At 64.2% G+C, this 18,548-nt stretch carries 18 protein-coding genes; 15 read left to right on the forward strand and 3 right to left on the reverse strand.

The window, feature by feature from the left end:
- Positions 1-36: 36 nt before the first annotated feature.
- Both EWU68_RS04360 and trhO read left to right on the forward strand, forming a co-directional pair.
- On the forward strand, positions 37-480 hold the full coding sequence (locus EWU68_RS04360; protein ID WP_238692314.1) for a pyridoxamine 5'-phosphate oxidase family protein: 444 nt from the start codon (positions 37-39) through the stop codon (positions 478-480).
- A gap of 127 nt (positions 481-607) precedes the next feature.
- Positions 608-1,531 (forward strand): oxygen-dependent tRNA uridine(34) hydroxylase TrhO, encoded by a 924-nt coding sequence (trhO, locus tag EWU68_RS04365; protein ID WP_129314699.1) that lies wholly within the window; start codon positions 608-610, stop codon positions 1,529-1,531.
- Here the strand turns inward: trhO and EWU68_RS04370 are convergent.
- Complete coding sequence (locus EWU68_RS04370) at positions 1,528-2,619, reverse strand: glutathione S-transferase C-terminal domain-containing protein (RefSeq protein ID WP_129314700.1); 1,092 nt, start codon at positions 2,617-2,619, stop codon at positions 1,528-1,530. The two genes, trhO and EWU68_RS04370, sit on opposite strands and share 4 nt — an antisense overlap.
- Before the next feature lie 63 nt (positions 2,620-2,682).
- Between EWU68_RS04370 and EWU68_RS04375 the strand changes: the two genes are divergently transcribed.
- From EWU68_RS04375 to proC, 5 genes are all read left to right on the forward strand, one after another.
- A complete protein-coding gene (locus EWU68_RS04375; protein ID WP_129314702.1) occupies positions 2,683-4,323 on the forward strand; it encodes a methyltransferase in 1,641 nt (546 codons plus the stop codon).
- A gap of 181 nt (positions 4,324-4,504) precedes the next feature.
- Positions 4,505-7,459: a type I DNA topoisomerase gene (topA, locus tag EWU68_RS04380; protein ID WP_129314704.1), complete on the forward strand. Its 2,955-nt coding sequence runs from the start codon at positions 4,505-4,507 to the stop codon at positions 7,457-7,459.
- A gap of 1 nt (position 7,460) precedes the next feature.
- Positions 7,461-8,444 (forward strand): Ppx/GppA family phosphatase, encoded by a 984-nt coding sequence (locus EWU68_RS04385; RefSeq protein ID WP_129314706.1) that lies wholly within the window; start codon positions 7,461-7,463, stop codon positions 8,442-8,444.
- 95 nt (positions 8,445-8,539) lie between these two features.
- Positions 8,540-9,274, forward strand: coding sequence for a sugar phosphate isomerase/epimerase family protein (locus EWU68_RS04390; RefSeq protein ID WP_129314830.1), 735 nt, complete (start codon positions 8,540-8,542; stop codon positions 9,272-9,274).
- A 41-nt stretch (positions 9,275-9,315) separates the two neighbouring features.
- On the forward strand, positions 9,316-10,167 hold the full coding sequence (proC, locus tag EWU68_RS04395) for a pyrroline-5-carboxylate reductase (protein WP_129314708.1): 852 nt from the start codon (positions 9,316-9,318) through the stop codon (positions 10,165-10,167).
- 68 nt (positions 10,168-10,235) lie between these two features.
- Here proC and EWU68_RS04400 read toward each other — a convergent pair whose 3' ends face one another.
- Together EWU68_RS04400 and EWU68_RS04405 are read right to left on the reverse strand one after the other, a co-directional pair.
- A complete protein-coding gene (locus EWU68_RS04400; RefSeq protein ID WP_129314710.1) occupies positions 10,236-10,904 on the reverse strand; it encodes a potassium channel family protein in 669 nt (222 codons plus the stop codon).
- Positions 10,897-12,306: a TrkH family potassium uptake protein gene (locus EWU68_RS04405; protein ID WP_420852872.1), complete on the reverse strand. Its 1,410-nt coding sequence runs from the start codon at positions 12,304-12,306 to the stop codon at positions 10,897-10,899. Before EWU68_RS04405 ends, EWU68_RS04400 begins: the two co-directional genes overlap by 8 nt.
- A gap of 181 nt (positions 12,307-12,487) precedes the next feature.
- On the opposite strand from EWU68_RS04405, the gene EWU68_RS04410 reads away from it, so the two are divergent.
- The 8 genes from EWU68_RS04410 (at position 12,488) to EWU68_RS04445 (ending at position 18,506) form a co-directional block, all read left to right on the forward strand.
- Positions 12,488-13,639: an acetoin utilization protein AcuC gene (locus EWU68_RS04410; RefSeq protein WP_129314835.1), complete on the forward strand. Its 1,152-nt coding sequence runs from the start codon at positions 12,488-12,490 to the stop codon at positions 13,637-13,639.
- Positions 13,640-13,730: 91 nt separating this feature from the next.
- A complete protein-coding gene (locus EWU68_RS04415; protein ID WP_129314712.1) occupies positions 13,731-14,525 on the forward strand; it encodes an ArsR/SmtB family transcription factor in 795 nt (264 codons plus the stop codon).
- Between the two features lie 62 nt (positions 14,526-14,587).
- Positions 14,588-15,499 carry a FadR/GntR family transcriptional regulator gene (locus EWU68_RS04420; RefSeq protein ID WP_129314714.1) on the forward strand — a complete coding sequence of 304 codons (912 nt, stop codon included), beginning with the start codon at positions 14,588-14,590 and terminating at the stop codon, positions 15,497-15,499.
- A gap of 236 nt (positions 15,500-15,735) precedes the next feature.
- Positions 15,736-15,834, forward strand: a complete 99-nt coding sequence (locus EWU68_RS04425; RefSeq protein WP_003792170.1) for a 30S ribosomal protein bS22 — start codon at positions 15,736-15,738, stop codon at positions 15,832-15,834.
- Positions 15,835-15,934: 100 nt separating this feature from the next.
- Positions 15,935-16,228: a glutaredoxin family protein gene (locus tag EWU68_RS04430; RefSeq protein ID WP_129314716.1), complete on the forward strand. Its 294-nt coding sequence runs from the start codon at positions 15,935-15,937 to the stop codon at positions 16,226-16,228.
- A gap of 67 nt (positions 16,229-16,295) precedes the next feature.
- Entirely contained in the window at positions 16,296-16,973 is a 678-nt protein-coding gene (locus tag EWU68_RS04435; RefSeq protein ID WP_129314719.1) for a histidine phosphatase family protein, read from the forward strand.
- A gap of 124 nt (positions 16,974-17,097) precedes the next feature.
- Positions 17,098-17,733, forward strand: coding sequence for a TlpA family protein disulfide reductase (locus EWU68_RS04440; protein ID WP_193554031.1), 636 nt, complete (start codon positions 17,098-17,100; stop codon positions 17,731-17,733).
- Between the two features lie 8 nt (positions 17,734-17,741).
- Positions 17,742-18,506, forward strand: coding sequence for a cytochrome c biogenesis CcdA family protein (locus EWU68_RS04445; RefSeq protein ID WP_129314721.1), 765 nt, complete (start codon positions 17,742-17,744; stop codon positions 18,504-18,506).
- Positions 18,507-18,548 lie beyond the last annotated feature (42 nt).

The following is an 18,548-nucleotide window of genomic DNA, read 5'->3' on the forward strand; positions in this document are numbered from 1 at the left end:
GATCGTTCAGCGAGTGAGTCATGGCACAATAGAGGCATGAACATGCCGATGAACATCAAGGGGGAAAAGCACCCGGAGGACCGCGAGCCCCGGGTCCGGGACCTGACCGAGGAGGAGAGCTGGCAGATTCTCTCCGCGGCCCGTTTGGCACGGTTCGTCACCGTCGACGAGGGGGAGATCGATATCACTCCGCTGAACATCTTCGCCGCAGACGGGCGGATTTACTTCAGAACGGCTCCCGGCAACAAACTCACGAAGCTCCAGCTGAATCCGAACGTCGCACTGGAAACGGACAAGATCGAGGGGGCTGTTGCCCACAGCGTCGTCGTCCGTGGAAGTGCCCGGCTGCTGACGGATCCGGACGAAACGGACAGGGTCGCCTCCCTCCCGTTGTCGCCGTGGGTCCATACGGACAAGCTCGACTTCGTGGAGATCACGCCCGAGAGGATCACCGGACGTCGTTTCCGGCTGGGCGACTGACGCGAACCTGCGGTCCCGCGCGGTCGGCCCTGTGTCCTCACCACCTGGCCAACGGGACCGTGTGAGATGCATCCGAGTGCCCGGAAAACGCCTCGGTCCAGTACGCCGCCTCGCCTAAACTGCTGTCGTGGCAATTTCTCGAATCGTTCTCTACTACCAGTTCGTCCCGATCGCGGATCCGGAGGCCGTGGTGCTGTGGCAGCGAGCCCTCTGCGAAAAGCTGGCCTTGCGGGGCCGGATCCTGGTCTCCGAGCACGGCATCAACGGGACCGTCGGGGGCGAGATCAATGCCGTCAAGCAGTATGCGCGAACCACACGCCAGTACTCCGGTTTCCGCGGCATGGAATTCAAATGGTCGGACGGCGGGGCCGAGGACTTTCCGCGACTGTCCGTCAAGGCGCGGGACGAGATCGTCGCCTTCGGTGCAGCGGACGAACTTGCGGTGGACGAGAACGGGGTGGTCGGCGGCGGAACCCACCTGAGCCCGAAGCAAGTCAACGAACTCGTCGAACGCGAGGGCGACGACGTCGTCTTCTTCGACGGCCGGAACGCCTTCGAGGCCCAAATCGGGCGATTCAAGAACGCGATCGTCCCGAGCACCAGGACCACGCACGATTTCCTGACCGAACTCGAGTCCGGCAAGTACGACGACCTCAAGTCCAAGAAGGTCGTGACCTACTGCACCGGCGGAATCCGGTGCGAGATCCTCTCCGCGCTCATGAAGAACCGCGGCTTCGAGGACGTCTACCAAATCGACGGCGGGATCGTCCGCTACGGGGAGGAATACGGGGATTCCGGGCTCTGGGAAGGTTCCCTCTACGTCTTCGACGCGCGAATGCACATGGAGTTCACCCCCGACGCCGTGACCATCGGCGAATGCGAGTCCTGCGGTGCAGGAGCCAATCGGTTCGAGAACTGCAGCAATCAGCAGTGTCGAGATCTGATCCTGCTGTGCCCGGATTGTCGGCAGGGGAGCCCGACCTGCCCGGACGGCTGCGCGTCGAACGACGTCGCGACCGAGGTACCCGCGAACGAAGAAACCGTGGCCTAAGAGCCTGCCGGGTACAGCGGATTGTGTCCCGGCTCGACACGTTCCTCGGGACGAACCGGACCGGGTGCCGTCGCCCCGGCTGCGGCGTCGAAGGGGCTGCCGCCCAGGTGGTCACGACCAGGGTCGGTCAACCAGCCGGAGACATCCGGTCCGACCGGCACGATCCCCGTCGGATTGATGTCCTTCTGCACCCCGTAGTAATGCTCCTTGATCTGCTGGAAGTCGATGGTGTCCCCGAAACCGGGGGTCTGGAACAGGTCGCGCGCGTATCCCCAGAGATGGGGCAGGGTCGCGAGCATCTGTCGATTTGCCTTGAAATGGGAGAAATAGACGACGTCGAACCGCGCCAGGGTCGTGAACAGTCGAACGTCTGCTTCGGTGATGTGGTCGCCCATGAGGAAGCGGCGGTCGGACAAGCGCTCCTCCAGCCAGTCGAGGGCGGTCCAGAGCCTCTGGTACGCCTTCTCATAGGCTTCTTGGGAGCCCGCGAAACCGCATCGGTACACCCCGTTGTTGACCTCAGTGAAGACCCGGTGCATGACCTCCCGCATCTCTTCTTCCTGGTCCTCCGGCCACAGATCCGGGGCTCCCTGGCGGTGGAACGCGCTCCACTGCTTGGCGAAGTCCTCAGTGATCTGGGGGAAATTGTTCGTGACCACCTCACCTGAGGGGATGTCCACGATCGCCGGCACCGTGATGCCGCGGGGGTACTCGGGGAAACGGCGGAAGTAGGCTTCCTGAAGTCGTTCGATACCCAGCACCGGGTCTTTCCCCTCGGGGTCCAGGTCGAACGTCCAGGAACGGACGTCGTGAGTCGGTCCGGGCATACCGATCGAGATGGCGTCCTCCAGGCCCAGGAGCCTGCGGACGATGATTGTGCGATTGGCCCACGGGCACGCTCGTGCCGCAACGAGCCGATACCTGCCGGCTTCGACGGGCCAGATCCCCTGGTCCCTCTGATCGGTCCCTGGTTCGAGCCCTGAATCCGAGACAACGCGGTCCTCGATGTATTGGGTGTCCCGTGTGAATTCTTTTCCCTGGGTCACGTACGCGCCGCGCGTCGTGTGGTTTTCCTGATTCCCGTCCATGCCCCCACTATGCCCCGAGTTGGTTGCGACGTAAACCAATTGAGGACCTCGTAGACTGGGACAGTGACTTCCGCACCCGAATTCTCCCGTGTATCCGCGACCCCGTTCAGCGACGACGTCGACGCCGTGGAAAGCCTGGCCGAAGCGTTGGCCGCCGTCGACTATTCCCACGAGGGGGTGCTTCGGCTGCTCGGGGACGGTCCGTTCGAGGCGATGGCCAGGGAGCAGATGGTCCCCGCCCAACACAGGATCGACGAGCTCCTCAACGGGCGTGCGACGTCACGAGCCGGTCAACGACGACTCGCCGGCGTCGTCGAATTCTTCATGCTGGGTGGCCTGATGACCGCCGAAGCGCTGGACGCGACCCTGGGCGAAGGCGCCTACGGTGTCCTCGAGCGACTCAACCTGCTCCTGCCGGCGGACACGCACGACGACGCGGGTCGGGGAGGATTCCGCGCAGCCTTCGACCTCCGGCCCCATTCGGCCGACGACGGCACGGATCTCTGGGTCGTCTCCGACCTGGGGTCGCATCAGACGGACGGTGCCTTGCCGAGAGACCACGTGCTGGGAATCGGACAGGCCTCACTGACCCTGGCTCAGCTCACGGAGCGTCGAGCCGTGAAGCGGGCTCTGGACCTGGGGACCGGTTGCGGAATCCAGGTATTCCACTTGCTGGCGCACTGCGACCACGTGACGGCAACCGATATTTCCGATCGGGCGCTCGCCATGACCCGTTTCAACCTGGTGCTCAACGCATCCGCTCTGGGCCTGGACCCGGCCGCGATCGATGACCGGGTGAGCCTGCGGCTGGGGAGTCTCCTGGAGCCGGTCCACGGTGAGACCTTCGACTTGGTGGTCTCGAACCCACCGTTCGTCATCACCCCACGGAGAGCAGGCGAGACGGACCTCTACACGTACCGTGACGGGGGACTGCCCGGCGATGAGATCGTCTCGACCCTGGTGCGCCGCGTTCCCGAAGTGCTGAATCCGGGCGGGCGCGCGCAGATGCTGGGGAACTGGGAAATTCTCTCGGATCGCGAAGCCGAGAACGGCCGCGAGTCCTGGGCGCGCCGCCCGCGCGCGTGGTTGTCCGAGAACAGTGACGCCTGGTTCATCCAGCGCGAAGAGACATCGCCTGAGCAGTATGCGGAAACGTGGTTGCGGGACGCGAGCCAGAACAGGGACCGGGAATCCTATGAGACGGCCTATCTGGACTACATGGCCGACTTCGCGAACCGTGGGGTCGCAGCGATCGGCTTTGGAATGGTGTGGCTCAGGCGCGCGTCGGGGTCCCCCTCGATGCGCCGGTTCGAGACGATCGAGCACCCCATCCAGCAGCCCATCGCGCCTTTCCTCTCGAGCGCGGTCGACGCCCACGATGCCCTGGCGGGCACCAGCGATGAAGACCTTGCAACCTTGCATCTCACGGTGGCCGAGGACGTGACGGAGGAGAGACATCAGCGCCCGGGCGCCGAACACCCCGGAGTGATTCTGCTCCGGCAGGGGGCGGGACTGCGTCGCACCGAGGTGATGACCACCGAGGTTGCCGGTTTTGTCTCGGCATGTGATGGTCAACTCAGTGTCGGCCAGATCGCGGACGCCTTGGCGGCCCTGCTCGACTGGAAGGACGAGGAGCAACGGTCCGAGCTGTTTGCCCGCGTCCGTGCCCTGATCGAGGGCGGATTCCTCGAAATCGACGAGTAGGGCCTCTTCGGACCATTCCACGCGGTGAGCGAACCGCTGGGCCCCCGCAGTTGCGAATTCCGAGCGCGCGGTAGCCTGGGCCCGAACCCCTTCAGGTCGAAGCAGGCTCGTATGTTCGAGTCTGTGGATACATGACGAGAGCCTTCTGATCCTCGGCTATTGTGGGGGCGTATCGACCAGTATGGACACAAGGAGCGACGTGCCAACACAGGGCAAGGGCAAGACGACCGGCAAGAGCCTCCTCATTGTGGAGTCTCCTTCGAAGGTCAAGACCATCGGGGGTTACTTGGGGGACGCGTATGTCGTCGAGTCGTCCATGGGCCACATCCGAGACCTTCCCCAGCCCTCGGAGTTGCCCGCTGAGCTCAAGAAGACTCCCGTCGGCAAGTTAGCTGTGGACATCGACCAAGGGTTCGAGCCGTACTACGTGGTCAACCCGGACAAGAAGAAGAAGGTCACCGAACTCAAGCGTCTGCTCAAAGAATGTGACGCCTTGTATCTGGCCACCGATGCCGATCGCGAGGGCGAAGCGATCGCGTGGCATCTTCTCGAGGTCCTCAAGCCCAAGGTGCCCGTTCACCGCGTGACCTTCCCAGAAATCACCAAGGAAGCTGTCGAGCGGGGATTCGAGAACGTGCGATCGATCGACGACTCCCTCGTCGACGCGCAGGAAACTCGGCGCGTTCTCGACAGGATCTACGGCTACGAACTGTCGCCGGTTCTGTGGCGCAAGGTCTCCCAGGGCCTTTCCGCGGGCCGTGTGCAATCGGTCGCAACCCGGCTGGTCGTCGAGCGCGAGCGGGAACGCATGAAATTCCGGTCGGCGCAGTACTGGGACCTGGCGGGAATCTTCGAGACGAAGGCATCGGAGAGCTTCAAGGCCAAGCTCTCGGCGTTGGACGGGATGCGCGTGGCGTCCGGAAAGGACTTCGCGGATTCCGGGGAGCTCAAGCAGAGCGCCCGGGCCAAGGTTGCGCACCTCGACGAAGAGACGGCCCGCGGCCTGGTCTCTGCGCTGGAGGGGTCGGAGTTCTCGGTCTCCTCGGTGGAGACCAAGCCGTATACCCGTCGCCCGGCCGCGCCGTTCACGACGTCGACTCTGCAGCAGGAATCGGCCCGAAAGCTGCGGTTCTCCTCCCGGTCGACCATGCAGGTCGCACAGCGTCTGTACGAGAACGGTTACATCACCTACATGCGTACAGACTCGGTCGCGCTCTCTGACCAGGCCGTGAACGCTGCGCGTGCGCAGGCGACCGAGCTCTACGGCGCCGATCACGTCCCGTCCAAGCCGCGGCTCTATGCCTCGAAGTCGAAGAATGCCCAGGAGGCACACGAGGCAATTCGCCCAGCTGGCGATTCCTTCCGCACACCGGCCGCGGTCAAGTCCAGGCTGTCCTCGGACGAATTCCGGCTCTACGAATTGATCTGGAAGCGCACCGTGGCCTCGCAGATGGCCGATGCCAAGGGGCAGACGGCGTCCATCAAGCTCGAAGCGCAGACCAACGATTCCCGGACGGCGGAGTTCTCGGCATCGGGCACGGTCATCACCTTCCGGGGATTCATGGCCGCCTACGAGGAAGGCAAGGACGCCGCCCGGGATGCTGAAGACGCCAAGGACGGCGACGACAAACGACTCCCGAACATGGCCGAGGGCGACCGGCTCACCGGCCGCGACATCGAGGCCAACGCCCACGAGACGTCGCCGCCTCCTCGCTACACGGAGGCCTCGCTCGTGAAGGCCATGGACGACCTGGGGATCGGACGCCCGTCGACCTATGCGGCGGTCATTTCGACGATCATGGACCGCGGGTACGTCAACAACCGCTCGGGCTCATTGGTGCCCTCCTGGACCGCTTTCTCCGTGGTCCGGCTCCTGGAAGAACACTTCTCCCGCTACGTCGACTACGAGTTCACCGCGGAAATGGAAGAGGACCTCGACAGGATCGCACGGGGCGAAGAGCAACGGACCGACTGGTTGACCGGTTTCTACTTCGGGAACGCATCCAGGAACGGGCTGAAACCGATCGTGGAGAACCTGGGCGAGATCGATGCTCGGGCCGTGAACTCCATCGAGATCACGGATGGCGTGACGCTCAGGGTCGGACGGTACGGCCCCTACCTCGAGACCGGCGGAACGGTGGACGAGGACACCGGGGAGATCAAGGATCCGATTCGGGCAAACGTGCCCAGCGACCTCGCCCCCGACGAGCTCACGGCCGAGAAAGCCGCCGAACTCATCGAGCAGGGCAAGGCGGACGGCAGGGAGCTGGGGACCAACCCGGAGAACGGGCGCACAATTCTGGCCAAGGACGGCCGCTTCGGGCCCTACGTGACCGAAGTGGTTCCCGAGCCCACCGAGGAGGAACTGGCGAATCAGCCGGTCGAGTACTACAAGAACGGCAAGCCCAAGCCGCCGAAGAAGCCCAAGAAGGAGAAGCCGCGCACGGCTTCGCTCCTGAAGTCGATGTCGCTCCAGACCGTGACGCTCGAGGACGCCCTCAAACTGCTGTCACTGCCGCGCGTCGTCGGCACCGACGACGAAGGCACGGAGATCACGGCCCAGAACGGCAGGTACGGCCCCTACCTCAAGAAGGGGACGGACTCGCGCTCGCTGAGTTCGGAGGAGCAGATCTTCTCGATCACGGTGGACGAGGCCTTGGCGATCTACGCTCAGCCCAAGCAGAGGGGGAGGGCGGCCGCCAAGCCGCCCCTTGCCGAACTCGGAAAGGATCCGAGCAATGACAAGCCGATTGTGATCAAGGATGGGCGCTTCGGACCGTATGTGACGGATGGGGAAACCAACGTCACGGTTCCCAGGTCCGAAACCGTCGAGTCCATGACCCACACCCGGGCGGTGGAGCTGCTCGCGGACAAACGAGCCAAGGGGCCGGTCAAGAAGAAGTCCGGAACGGCCAAGAAGTCCGGAACGACCAAGAAGACCGCGACCAAGAAGACCGCGGCCAAGAAGACCGCGGCCAAGAAGACCTCGACCACGAAGTCATCGTCCGCGTCCGGGACCAAGAAGACGTCGGCGGCCAAGTCCACTGCCACGAAGTCCTCCGGGACCAAGTCCGTGACCTCGAAGTCGGCGTCGAAGTCCACGGCGTCGAAATCCACGGCGAGCAAGGACCACTAGGATGAGGCTGTCTGTCCTGGACGTCGGCTCCAACACGGTTCATCTGCTCCTGCTGGACGTGCAGCCGGGCTCCCGACCGGAACCGTATGCGTCGCACAAGATGCCATTGCAACTGGTCCAATACCTCGACCAGGACGGAAACATCTCGGACGCCGGCCGGGACGCCTTGACGAAATTCGTGATCGAAGCGCGAGATTTCGCGGCGGAGCACGACGCGGAGGATCTGCTGGCCTTCGCGACCTCTGCCATCCGTGAAGCAGGCAACGGGGCGGAGGTTCTGGACTTCGTCAAGTCGACCAGTGGAGTCAACCTCACCGAGATATCCGGAGACCAGGAAGCTGCCATCACCTATTTCGCCGTCCGGCGATGGCAGGGCTGGGGCGCAGGAACGATTCTCGACCTGGACATCGGCGGCGGTTCCTTCGAAATGGCCATAGGCGACGACGCGTTGCCCGATGTGGCCGTCTCGACTCCGCTGGGCGCAGGTCGCCTCACGCGGCAATTCATCCACCACGACCAGGCGAAGCCCAAGGAGATCAAGGCTCTGCGCAAGCACGTCAAGGAGACGCTCAAGCCGGCCGTCGACACCGTGAAGAAGGCGGGGTCCCCGAACATGGTGGTCGGCACGTCCAAGACCTTCCGTTCCTTGGCACGCATCTGCGGGGCCGCCCCCTACGCGGCCGGCCCATACGTCAAACGTGAGTTCCATCTGGAAGACCTTCGACTGTGGACGCGACGGATGGAGGCGATGACGACGAAGGAACGCGCCGACCTTCCCGGCGTGTCCTCCAAGCGAGCGGCCCAGATTCTCGCGGGAGGGATCGTCGCCGAGACCGCGATGGACCTGTACGGCATCACGATCATGCGGTCCGTGCCCTGGGCACTCAGGGAGGGGCTCATCCTCCGGCGTATGGACCGGCTGAATTCCCAGGATTCGATGGCCACGGTCGATCCCAAAACACTGACATCGATCGCCAAGGAGTAGTCACGGTGGAGGAATCTGTTCCGGAAACGGTAGCCGCCCATGGGGCCGAATCGCCCTCGAGGCCCGTTGCTCTCTCGACGTCCTCGGTGTTCCCGATGGGAGTCAAGGACACGTTCGCCGTCGCCCGGGACCTGGGGTACGACGCCGTGGAGGTCATGATCACGGGCAACCCGCTCAGCCGCGACCCGGACGAGTTGCTGGACTACGTGCAGGAGTACCAGCTGCCGATCGCCGCAATCCACGCTCCAACCCTCTTGCTGACCCAACACGTGTGGGGCGATGCGTGGAACAAGATACGTCTTGCAGCAAAAATGGTGCACCGGGTCGGGGCTGACGTCATGGTCGCCCACCCACCGTTCGTGTGGCAGCGGAAGTATGCGAAAACATTCCCGGAGGGGGTGCGGCGCATTTCGGACGAAGAAGGCGTGAAGATCGCGGTCGAGAACATGTACCCGTGGCGTGTCGCCGGACGGGAAGTTCTCATGTACGCGCCTCACTGGTCACCGCTGGGCCAAGACTACGAGTGGGTGACCTGGGATTTCTCCCACGCGGCGGCCTCCGGAACGAACTCTTTGGACGCCGTTCGTCAGCTCGGCGACCGGCTGGGCCACGTCCATCTGACGGACGGTTCCGGACAATCCGTCATGGACGAACACGCCCGCCCTGGGCTGGGGACCCAACCCGTCGCGGAAACTCTTCATCACCTCGTCGAGACCGACTGGAAAGGCGTGGTTGCGGTCGAGGTCTCGACCCGCAAGGCCAAGGACACCGGCCAGATCGACGAGTGGTTGGCCGAATCCCTCGATTTCGCCCGACGCCACCTTCGATAACGTAGGAGCAGACCGCGCAAGAAACTCTACGAGGAGGAACCATGTCCGAACCCATCATCACGTTCCTGGGAACCGGGTCCATGAACGGCTCGATCATGTCCGGCTTGCTCGCCGGCGGGACGGCCCCGGAGCGGGTCCGCGCCACGACCCGTTCGGCGGCCAGCGCCCGCAAGCTGAAGGAGTCGCTTCCGGAAGACCAGCGCGATGTGACCGTGTACTCGGGGGAGGACAACGAATCGGCCAACCTCGACGCCGTGAAGGACGCCGACGTCGTCCTCCTCGGGGTCAAGCCCAAAGGAATTCTGGACCTGGCCGCAGAGATCAAGGACGCCCTCGCTGACGATGCACTGGTCATTTCAGTGGCTGCGGGCATTGATCTGGCGATGCTGGAAGGCGAGTTGCGCGCAGGACAGCCGGTCATCCGGTCCATGCCCAACACTCCGTCTCGTGTCGGTCGCGGCGTGATCGCCCTCGCGGCGGGGACGCACTGCACGCCGGAGCAGCTGAAGCTTGCCCACGAGGTTCTGGCCAATTCGGGGACCGTTTTGGACGTGGAGGAAGACCAGATCAACGCCGTCACCGGCGTGTCAGGGTCCGGCCCGGCCTATGCGTTCTTCCTCGCCGAAGCCATGCAGAAGGCAGGGGAGGCGATGGGGCTCGACAGCGAGACGGCCCGCCTCCTGGCCAAGGAGACCGTGTCAGGGGCCGGCGAACTGCTCCATGCGGATGACGCCGACCCGGAAGCCCTCCGCAAGGCCGTCTCGAGCCCGAACGGAACCACGGAACGCGCGATCAATGTCTTCGCCGAGGGCGGGCTGGTCGAGCTCACGGAGAAGGCCGCCAAGGCATCCGCCAGCCGGGGCGCCGAAATGGTCGAGGAATTCCGCCGCTGAGCATTTCCCCGGAACGGAAACCGCCGGCCACACCCGCAGAGACGGTGTGGCCGGCGGTTCGCACGGCCTTATGGCCGAGCAGCGAACCGTTCGATGAGATCGACCTGGCCTGAGACGATCAGCACGTCGCGGGACGTGACCTTGGTGCGCGCCGTGGCGTAGGTGAATTCCTCACCGGGTGACTTCACTCCGACAATCGTGACCCCGTAGCGGTTCCGGACGTCCGATTCCTGCAGGGTGAACCCATGGGTCTCCTTGGGCGGGTACATCTTGACGATGGCAAAGTCGTCGTCGAATTCGATGTAGTCCAGGAGCCGTCCGGAGACCAGGTGAGCGGTGCGCCGTCCGGCGTCGGCCTCCGGGAAGATCACGTAATGGGCTCCGATCCGGGAGAGGATCTTGCCGTGGGCGGGCGTGATTGCCTTGGCCCAAATTCTCTCGATCCCCAGGTCCACCAGGTTCGCGGTGATCAGAACGCTCGATTCGATCGAGGTCCCGACCCCGACCACCGCGGAGGTGAAGTCCCCCGCCCCGACCTGACGCAATGCGTCGATGTCGGAAGCGTCGGCTTGGATCACGTGCGTGAGGAGGCCCGACCATTTCTGGACCATGTCCGGGTCACGCTCGATGGCCAGGACTTCCTTGTTCTGGCGGCGCAATTGCTGGGCGGTCGCTGCGCCGAAACGGCCCAGGCCGATGACCAGAACCGGCGCGTTGTGGGGTGAACGATCAGCCAATGATGGGCCTCTCTTCCGGGTACTTGTACAAGCGACTGCGGGTCCTCAGGGCCAGACCAGTGGCCACGGTGATGGTTCCGAGACGACCAATGAACATCATGACGGACAGGACGTACAGGCCCGTCGCGGGAAGCTCGGCGGACAACCCTACGGACAGACCACACGTTGCGTAGGCCGAGATGACCTCGAACAGGATCTCGTCCAACGGGTGATGCGTGATGAGCATGAGGGCCGCGGTGCCGAGCACGACAATAGTCGCGCTCATCATGACCACCGAGATGGCGATGCGCAACACGGTGTCCGGGATCGTGCGGCGGAAAGCGATCACGTACTGGTCGCCCCGGGCCTCGGCCACGATGGCGATGAAGATGACGGCCATCGTCGTGATCTTGACGCCGCCCGCGGTGGAGCCCGAACCTCCTCCCACGAACATCAGCAAGTCGGTCAGGAGCTTGGTGATCGAGTTCGTCTGATCCATGTCGACGAGATTGAACCCGCCCGACCGTGTCATGACCGAAGCGAAGACCGAATGCAGCAATCGTTCCACGATGCCCTCGTTGCCGATCGTGTCCCGGTTGTTCCATTCGGCCGCACCCCAGAGGAAAGATCCCAGGACCACCAGCAACAGCGACCCGAAGACGGTGATGCGGGCATTCAGGTTCCAATGCCGGAGTCGGAGCCCGAACATCCTGACCACCAGGATCACGGGAAATCCGAGGGAACCGACCCAGACGCCGGCGCACAAGGGCAAGAGAATCCACCAGTCGTTGCCGTAAGGAACCAGCCCGTCCGTGTGCGGAGTGAATCCCGCGTTGTTGAAGGAAGAGATCCCGTAGAACACTCCGTGCCACAGGGCCTGGGGGAGATCTTCGCCGAGCGTCATGAGTCGCAGAGCCAGAATGGCCGCAATGATGCCCTCGATGCTCGCGGAGGTCAGCACGACGGTGCGCAACAGGGAGCCGACCTCGCCGAGTTTGCCCTGTCGGCTCGTGATGTTGAGGCCTTCCTGCGCGAAGAGCTTGGTGCGCAACCCCAGTTTCCGTCCCAGCGCCATGGACAGCAACGACGTCATGGTCAGGGTCCCCAGACCGCCGATCTGGACGCCCAGAAGAATCACGAACTGCCCGAACAGGGACCACTGGGTCGACGTCGTCAGCGTGGTGAGGCCGGTGACGGTCACGGCCGACGTCGCCGTGAACGTGGCCTGCTCCAGGGCCGGTGGATGCCCGGATCGGCTGGCAACAGGAAGCATGAGCATGAGCGAGCACAGCACGATCACGAGGAAGAACAACGTGATGGAGATGCGTGAGGGAGTGGTCCCGAAGATCCGATTGACCAGGTCCCTGACCTGATCCACGGGGCGGCGGGGCTCCGCGGCCAGGGTGGTGTCCTTGCTCAACACGCGCACTCCTGACGACGACAGTCTGACCTTCCCTAGCGTAGCGGCTGACCCGCTCTCCGACTGGCCCGAATACGCATGGGGCCGGAACGCGTGCCACAATAGGCCTGTGACGTCACTTACAAACTTTCGCGGAAGTGGGCAGGGTGCGGATCCGACCTCGCTGGTGACGTGGGATCCGGCGATGACCGCATATTTCTTCGGCGACTACCACCCCATGCACCCAGGGCGACTCGATGCGACGGCGCATCTCGCGCAGGACTTGGGGCTCTTCGGTCTTCCCCACGTCACGGTGGAGAAGCCCGAGACCGCCGACGAGGCTGCTCTGCTGACCGCGCATTCGCAACAGTACGTGGACATCGTCAAGGCCGTCAGTGAGAACCCTGACCTGAAGGTGCCGGGCAGTGGCTTGGACGGCGAGGAGACCCCCGGTTTCGCAGGGGTCCATGAGGCGGCGTCCAAACTCGCCGGCGGGACTTTGCGCGCGGCAACCGCGGTCAAGGACCAGGAGGTCGCTCGCGCGGTCAATTTCGGCGGCGGCATGCACCACGCCCACAGGGATCACGCGAGCGGATTCTGCGTGTACAACGATTGTGCCGTCGGAATCCAGTACTTGCTGGACCACGGGGTCGAGAAGGTTCTGTACATCGACATCGACGCCCATCACGGCGACGGCACACAAAGCATCTTCTGGGACGACCCTCGGGTGCTGACGATTTCCCTCCACGAGACGGGCATGTCTCTCTTCCCCGGGACCGGGTTCGCTGCGGAGACCGGACCGGAGGGGGCTGCGGCCGGAACCGCCGTGAACGTGGCCCTGCCGACGACGGTCGCGGATGCCGATTGGCTCAGGGCCTTCCACGCGATCGTGCCGCAGCTGGCTAGGGCCTTCGAACCGGAGATCATCGTCTCGCAGCACGGGTGCGACTCGCATTTCAAAGACGACATGACCCACATGCGCTTGAGCGTGGACGCGCAGCGTGAAGCGGCCCTGTCGATCGCCGACCTGGCGAACGAACTCTGTGAGGACCGGTGGATCGCGACCGGTGGCGGCGGGTACAACTGCCTGGACGCGGTGCCCCGTGCGTGGACGCACCTGATCGGCATCGTGGCCAATCGGCCCGTCGAGGTCACGACGCCGACGCCGGAGTCGTGGCGCCGCTACATCACCGAAAAATACGGGGTCCGTGCACCACGGTTGATGGGGGACGAGGCGGACATCTGGTGGCGCTCCTGGGAGATCGGCTTCGACCCAGGAAATGTGTTGGACAGGACGGTCATGGCAACCCGCAAGGAAGTTTTCCCCCTGTGGGGCCTCGACCCCTGGTTCGACTGAGGATCCCGTCCGGCGAGTTCGGAACATTCATGTAGGGAACGGGCGGGCGTGTGCGCATACTCGGTACGGAATACACCGTTATGGTGGAAGCATGAGCAATGACGTGTTTGCTGTGGTGGCAGACCCCACCCGTCGTCGGATCCTGACCGTCGTGAAGGACGGGCCCCGTCCGGTCAACGACGTCGTGACCGAGCTGGGAGTGAGCCAGCCGACCGTGTCCAAGCATCTCAAGGTGCTGCGAGAAGCGGGCTTGGTGACCATGAAGGCGCAGGGCCAGAGGCGGCTCTACTCGCTGAACCCCGTACCGTTGGAATCGGTCCGAGAATGGGCCGACCAATTGGTCGCGGACACCGCGGACGCGGAAGAGACAGAACCGGCAAAGACCGAGGCCGAAACGGCCGAGACGGGCGACCTGGAGACGGGTTCCCCCGAGGTCGCCGCGTCCCAGCCCTCGGAGGACGAAGGCACCGACGTCGTTCGGAGCGACGACGTGCCGGCGTCGTCCTCGGGCCCCGAACCGGCATCCGGGACCCCGGCGTCGCAGGAGTCCGGACCCTCACACCGGCGCACCCGCCATGGAGTGGTGTTCGCCCCGCTGGCTCCCCTGAGCGCTCGTGAGCAGACGGAAACCGAAGAGATCGAGGAGCTCACCTCGGACCTGGCGCCGGCGGTCGTGCCCGGCGAGCAGGCCTCGGGCGAGGCATCCGGACGGGACGACGTCGCCCCCATGCCCGAAAACGAAGAACGGACGCGGTCCACGGAGTGGGAGCCTCTCGACCCGGAGGTGCGCCGCACCAGGGAGTATGCGGGAGCCCAGCACGTGGCGGGAGAGACCAAACAAGCGGGATTTTTGGCTAACCTGTTTTCCAGGAAGCGCGGGCGATAGGAGGGGGTGTCCCCTCCGGCCTGGACCTTCATCGTTGACGAGAGTGAAAGACACACCACCGTATGGCTACCGACCGCAAGATCCTCCAATGGCTGGAGAACGAGCTGTTCGACGGAAACCTCGTCCTCGGACAAGAGCTTCCGAGCGAACGCAGAATCTCCGAGGCCGTCGGGGCCTCCCGCAGCGCAACCCACGAGGCGTTGAAGACCCTTGAGTCGATGGGAATCCTCAGGCTGTACGAGGGCAAGAGGCACCAGATGATTGCGCAGCTCGTGCGCGAACCCGCGGCGAGTGCCGGCCCGGCCCTCAAGCTCCACATGGCAACGGCCGAGTACCCCCTGAGGGACATCGTGCACACCCGTGTGCTCCTCGAGACGTGGGCGTTGCGTCGCGCCGACCGGGAACACCCGGCGATGCGCGAGCTCACGAAGATCATGGACGAGATGGCCCGTGATGATCTTTCCCTGAAGGACTTCCACCATCTCGAGGTCTCCTTCCACGTGGCCCTGACCAGACTGGCGGGGAATTCCCTCGTGACCGGGCTGATGACCGGGTTGCGTGACTCGATCTACGAGTACACTCTCTCGCTGGTGGGCTACGTCCCGTTGTGGTCGACGACCGCGACGCGACTGTGCGCGGAGCACCGGGCCATCTACGCCGCGCTCGAGGCGGGAGACAACGAACTCGCGGCACGGATGGTGGCCGAACACATCGAGGGCCATTACCTCGAAGCGGGCGTGGACCCCGACCGCAAACAGCGGTCCTCGGGATCGGTCTTCGTTCAGCCCGAAGCCGATGCCGATGGCGAGGTCCACCCCCTGGAGCCGTCCTCGACCCTCGCGCACAGCGTGGCGGACACGAAGGAGCGCGACGCCGACATGCCTGACTCCGCCCCGGAGGTTGCGGAGACTCTGAACTCGATGGAACCGGCGGATGAATCCGGCGCACATGGCGGCTCGTCGCGGGCCCAATGACCGGCGCCGTGGAACCCCTGCCCTTCGATTCGAGGATCGTTGACCCGACCTTGTAGGGTATGGGAGGAACGTTCTCACTGTGGGGCTTGTCTTTCCCCGCCAGAGACTTCGTGAGCGAACGTTTTGACCGCAAGCCTCCGCTGTCCTCGGTACGGGACGGCAGGGACGCCATCCGGTGGTGCGGCCGTGCGAGAGCGCGCCGTCCATCGATGTCCGACTATCAAGGTAGGGATCCTATGGGTTCAGTTATTAAGAAGCGCCGCAAGCGCATGGCGAAGAAGAAGCACCGCAAGCTGCTTCGCAAGACCCGTCACCAGCGCCGCAACAAGAAGTAGACACTTTTTGTGCCCAGCATCTTCGGCCGCCACCTCCATCGAGCGAGGGGCGGCCGAATGCGTATCGGGCACCACCATTGACCGGGGCGGAGGGCCCGACATGACGCGAGAGACCGATATCGAGCAGAGCATTTCCGTGGAACTGCTGACCAGCCCCGGATGCCATCTCTGCGCGGACGCCAAAAGAGACCTCGACGAGGTAACGGGTCCCCTGGGCCTGGAATGGACTGAGATCAATGTCGAGGACCACCTGGATCTGCTCAAGCAACATGCCGAAGACATTCCGGTCGTCCGGGTCAACGGGGTTCCGCGTGACTTCTGGCGGGTCGACAAGCCTCGCCTCCGGCGGATTCTCCAGGGGATGATGGCAGGCCGCGACCCGGAAGAACTATGAGACATCGCTCGTTGCGCAGGGCCCTCCTCGAATGGCCGCCGGTCGGCCGATCTGGGAGACTGAAAACATGAGTCCACGTGCAACTGTTCACCTCCTGAGGCATGGTGAGGTCCACAACCCGGATCGCATCGTCTATGGTTGCCTCCCCAATTTCCATCTGTCCGAGACCGGCCAGGCGATGGCCGAACTGGCGGCCCGTGAGCTTGAACGCAGGGCCGCCGACGGCGCAAACATCACCTATCTGGCGGCCTCGCCGCTGACGCGCACCCAGGAGACTGCGGCCCCGATCTCCGAGAAGCTCGGTCTTCCCATTGCTTCGGACGGGCGTGTCATCGAAGCGGGAAACCACTTCGAGGGTCTGCACGTGAACAGGTCGGAACTCCTGCGCAACCCGCGCCACTGGCCCAAACTGGTCAATCCTTTGCGGCCGTCCTGGGGCGAGCCGTACCGCGAGCAGGTCGATCGCATGTCCGAGGCGATCAAGTCCGCCGCGGCCGAGGCGGTGGACAGGGGAGGAGACGGCGCCGAGGCCGTGATCGTCTCACACCAGTTGCCCATCTGGATGGCCCGGTCGAGCATCGAGGGCCGGCCCCTCCCTCATGATCCGCGGTCGCGCCAATGCAATCTCGCGTCACTGACCTCGTTGCACTTCGACGACATCAGCGCCGGAACGCGGCCTCGGATCGAGTATTGTGAACCGGCGGCCGAGCTCTACTCAGGGGTCATTCAGCTTCCGGGATCATAATTCGATACATGGGTCCGTGGTCGATCCCAGCCCCGCCTGTGGACATTGACTTCCCGGCGACCTTTCCGAGGAACGCGCCGTCGGACCCCGAACCAACATCGTGAAATCTTCCAGAGAGTCACCCATGCCCAGTTCTTATTCCAAGCCGATGACGCGCCGAGGCCTGCTGTCGGCGGCCTCGGTGCTCGGACTGGCCGCCTTGACCGCCTGCTCCGACAAGGACAACTCGGAGCTGGCAGACCAGGCGAACTCAGCGGACGGCAAAGGGTACGTCTCGGGGGACGGATCCGTGACTGAATTCAAGGAGAAGGACCGCGGCGAACCCGTGGACTTCGAGGGGACGCTGTTCGACGGAACCCCGGTGAAGGGCTCGGATCTTCCCGGCAAACCGAGTCTGCTGAATTTCTGGTACGCAGGGTGTGCCCCGTGCCGTGCCGAAGCCCCGCACTTGCAGAAGCTCTTCGGGGAGTTCGGCGAAGCCGCGAACTTCTACGGGATCAATCTCCGGGACGAGCAGGGAACGGCGGAAGCCTTCGAACGCAATTTCGGGATCCAGTACCCCTCCGTGGAAGACCGCGCCGGGGGAGTGCTGATGGACCTCTCCGAATACGTCCCGGCCCAGGCCGTACCGACCACTCTCGTCCTGGACTCCCAGGGGCGTGTGGCCGCGCGCGTCCTCGGGCAGATCGATGAGTCCGTGGTTCGTACGCTTCTGCAGGACCAGGTCGAGGGCAAAGATTCCTCGTCGAAGAATTCGTAGGTTGAGCCTTGGATCTAGCCGCAGATTCTTCCTTCGGTTCCGTCGTGCTGGAAGGCTCGCTCTGGGCCTCCATTCCACTGGCGGCGCTGGCTGGACTCATCTCCTTCGCGTCGCCTTGCGTTCTTCCCCTCGTGCCGGGGTACCTGGCCTATGTCACGGGACTGACCGGCAACGACCTCCAGCGAAAGCGTCGCGGACGCATGTTCGCCGGAACGGCCCTGTTCATCCTCGGTTTTTCGGTCGTGTTCGTCCTGATGTCCGTGGTGCTCGCCCAGATCGGGGCCGCACCCTGGGTGCGCGGGCAGACCTGGATCCAAGTGGTTCTGGGACTCGTGGTGATCCTGCTCGGCGTCGTCTTCATGGGCGGCCTGTCGTGGTTCCAGAAGGACAGAAAAATCCACTCCAAGCCGCCCGCCGGGTTGTGGGGCGCGCCGGTCCTGGGCATCACTTTCGGGCTGGGTTGGGCGCCCTGCATCGGACCGACCTTCGCGGCGGTGCAGGCGCTGGTCTTCATCGAGGGCCCCAACAGTCTCAAGGCCATCGGCCTGACACTGGCCTACTGCCTCGGTCTGGGTATTCCGTTTCTCCTGATCGCCCTCGGGTTCAGGAAATCGGCAGAAATGTTCGACTTTCTCAAGAAGCACCGTCGGGCCCTGCAGATCGTCGGGGGCATCGCGCTCGTCGTCGTCGGCGTGCTGATGGCGACCGGCCTCTGGGCGGCAATGATGTCCTGGCTCCAGGCATCGAGCCCGGGGTACGAGCTACCGGTGTGATCGAGACCAGGCAGGTTCCCGAACCACCACGGCAGAAATCCG

Origin of the sequence: Rothia koreensis (assembly GCF_004136575.1) — a bacterium.
Lineage (GTDB): Bacteria > Actinomycetota > Actinomycetes > Actinomycetales > Micrococcaceae > Rothia > Rothia koreensis.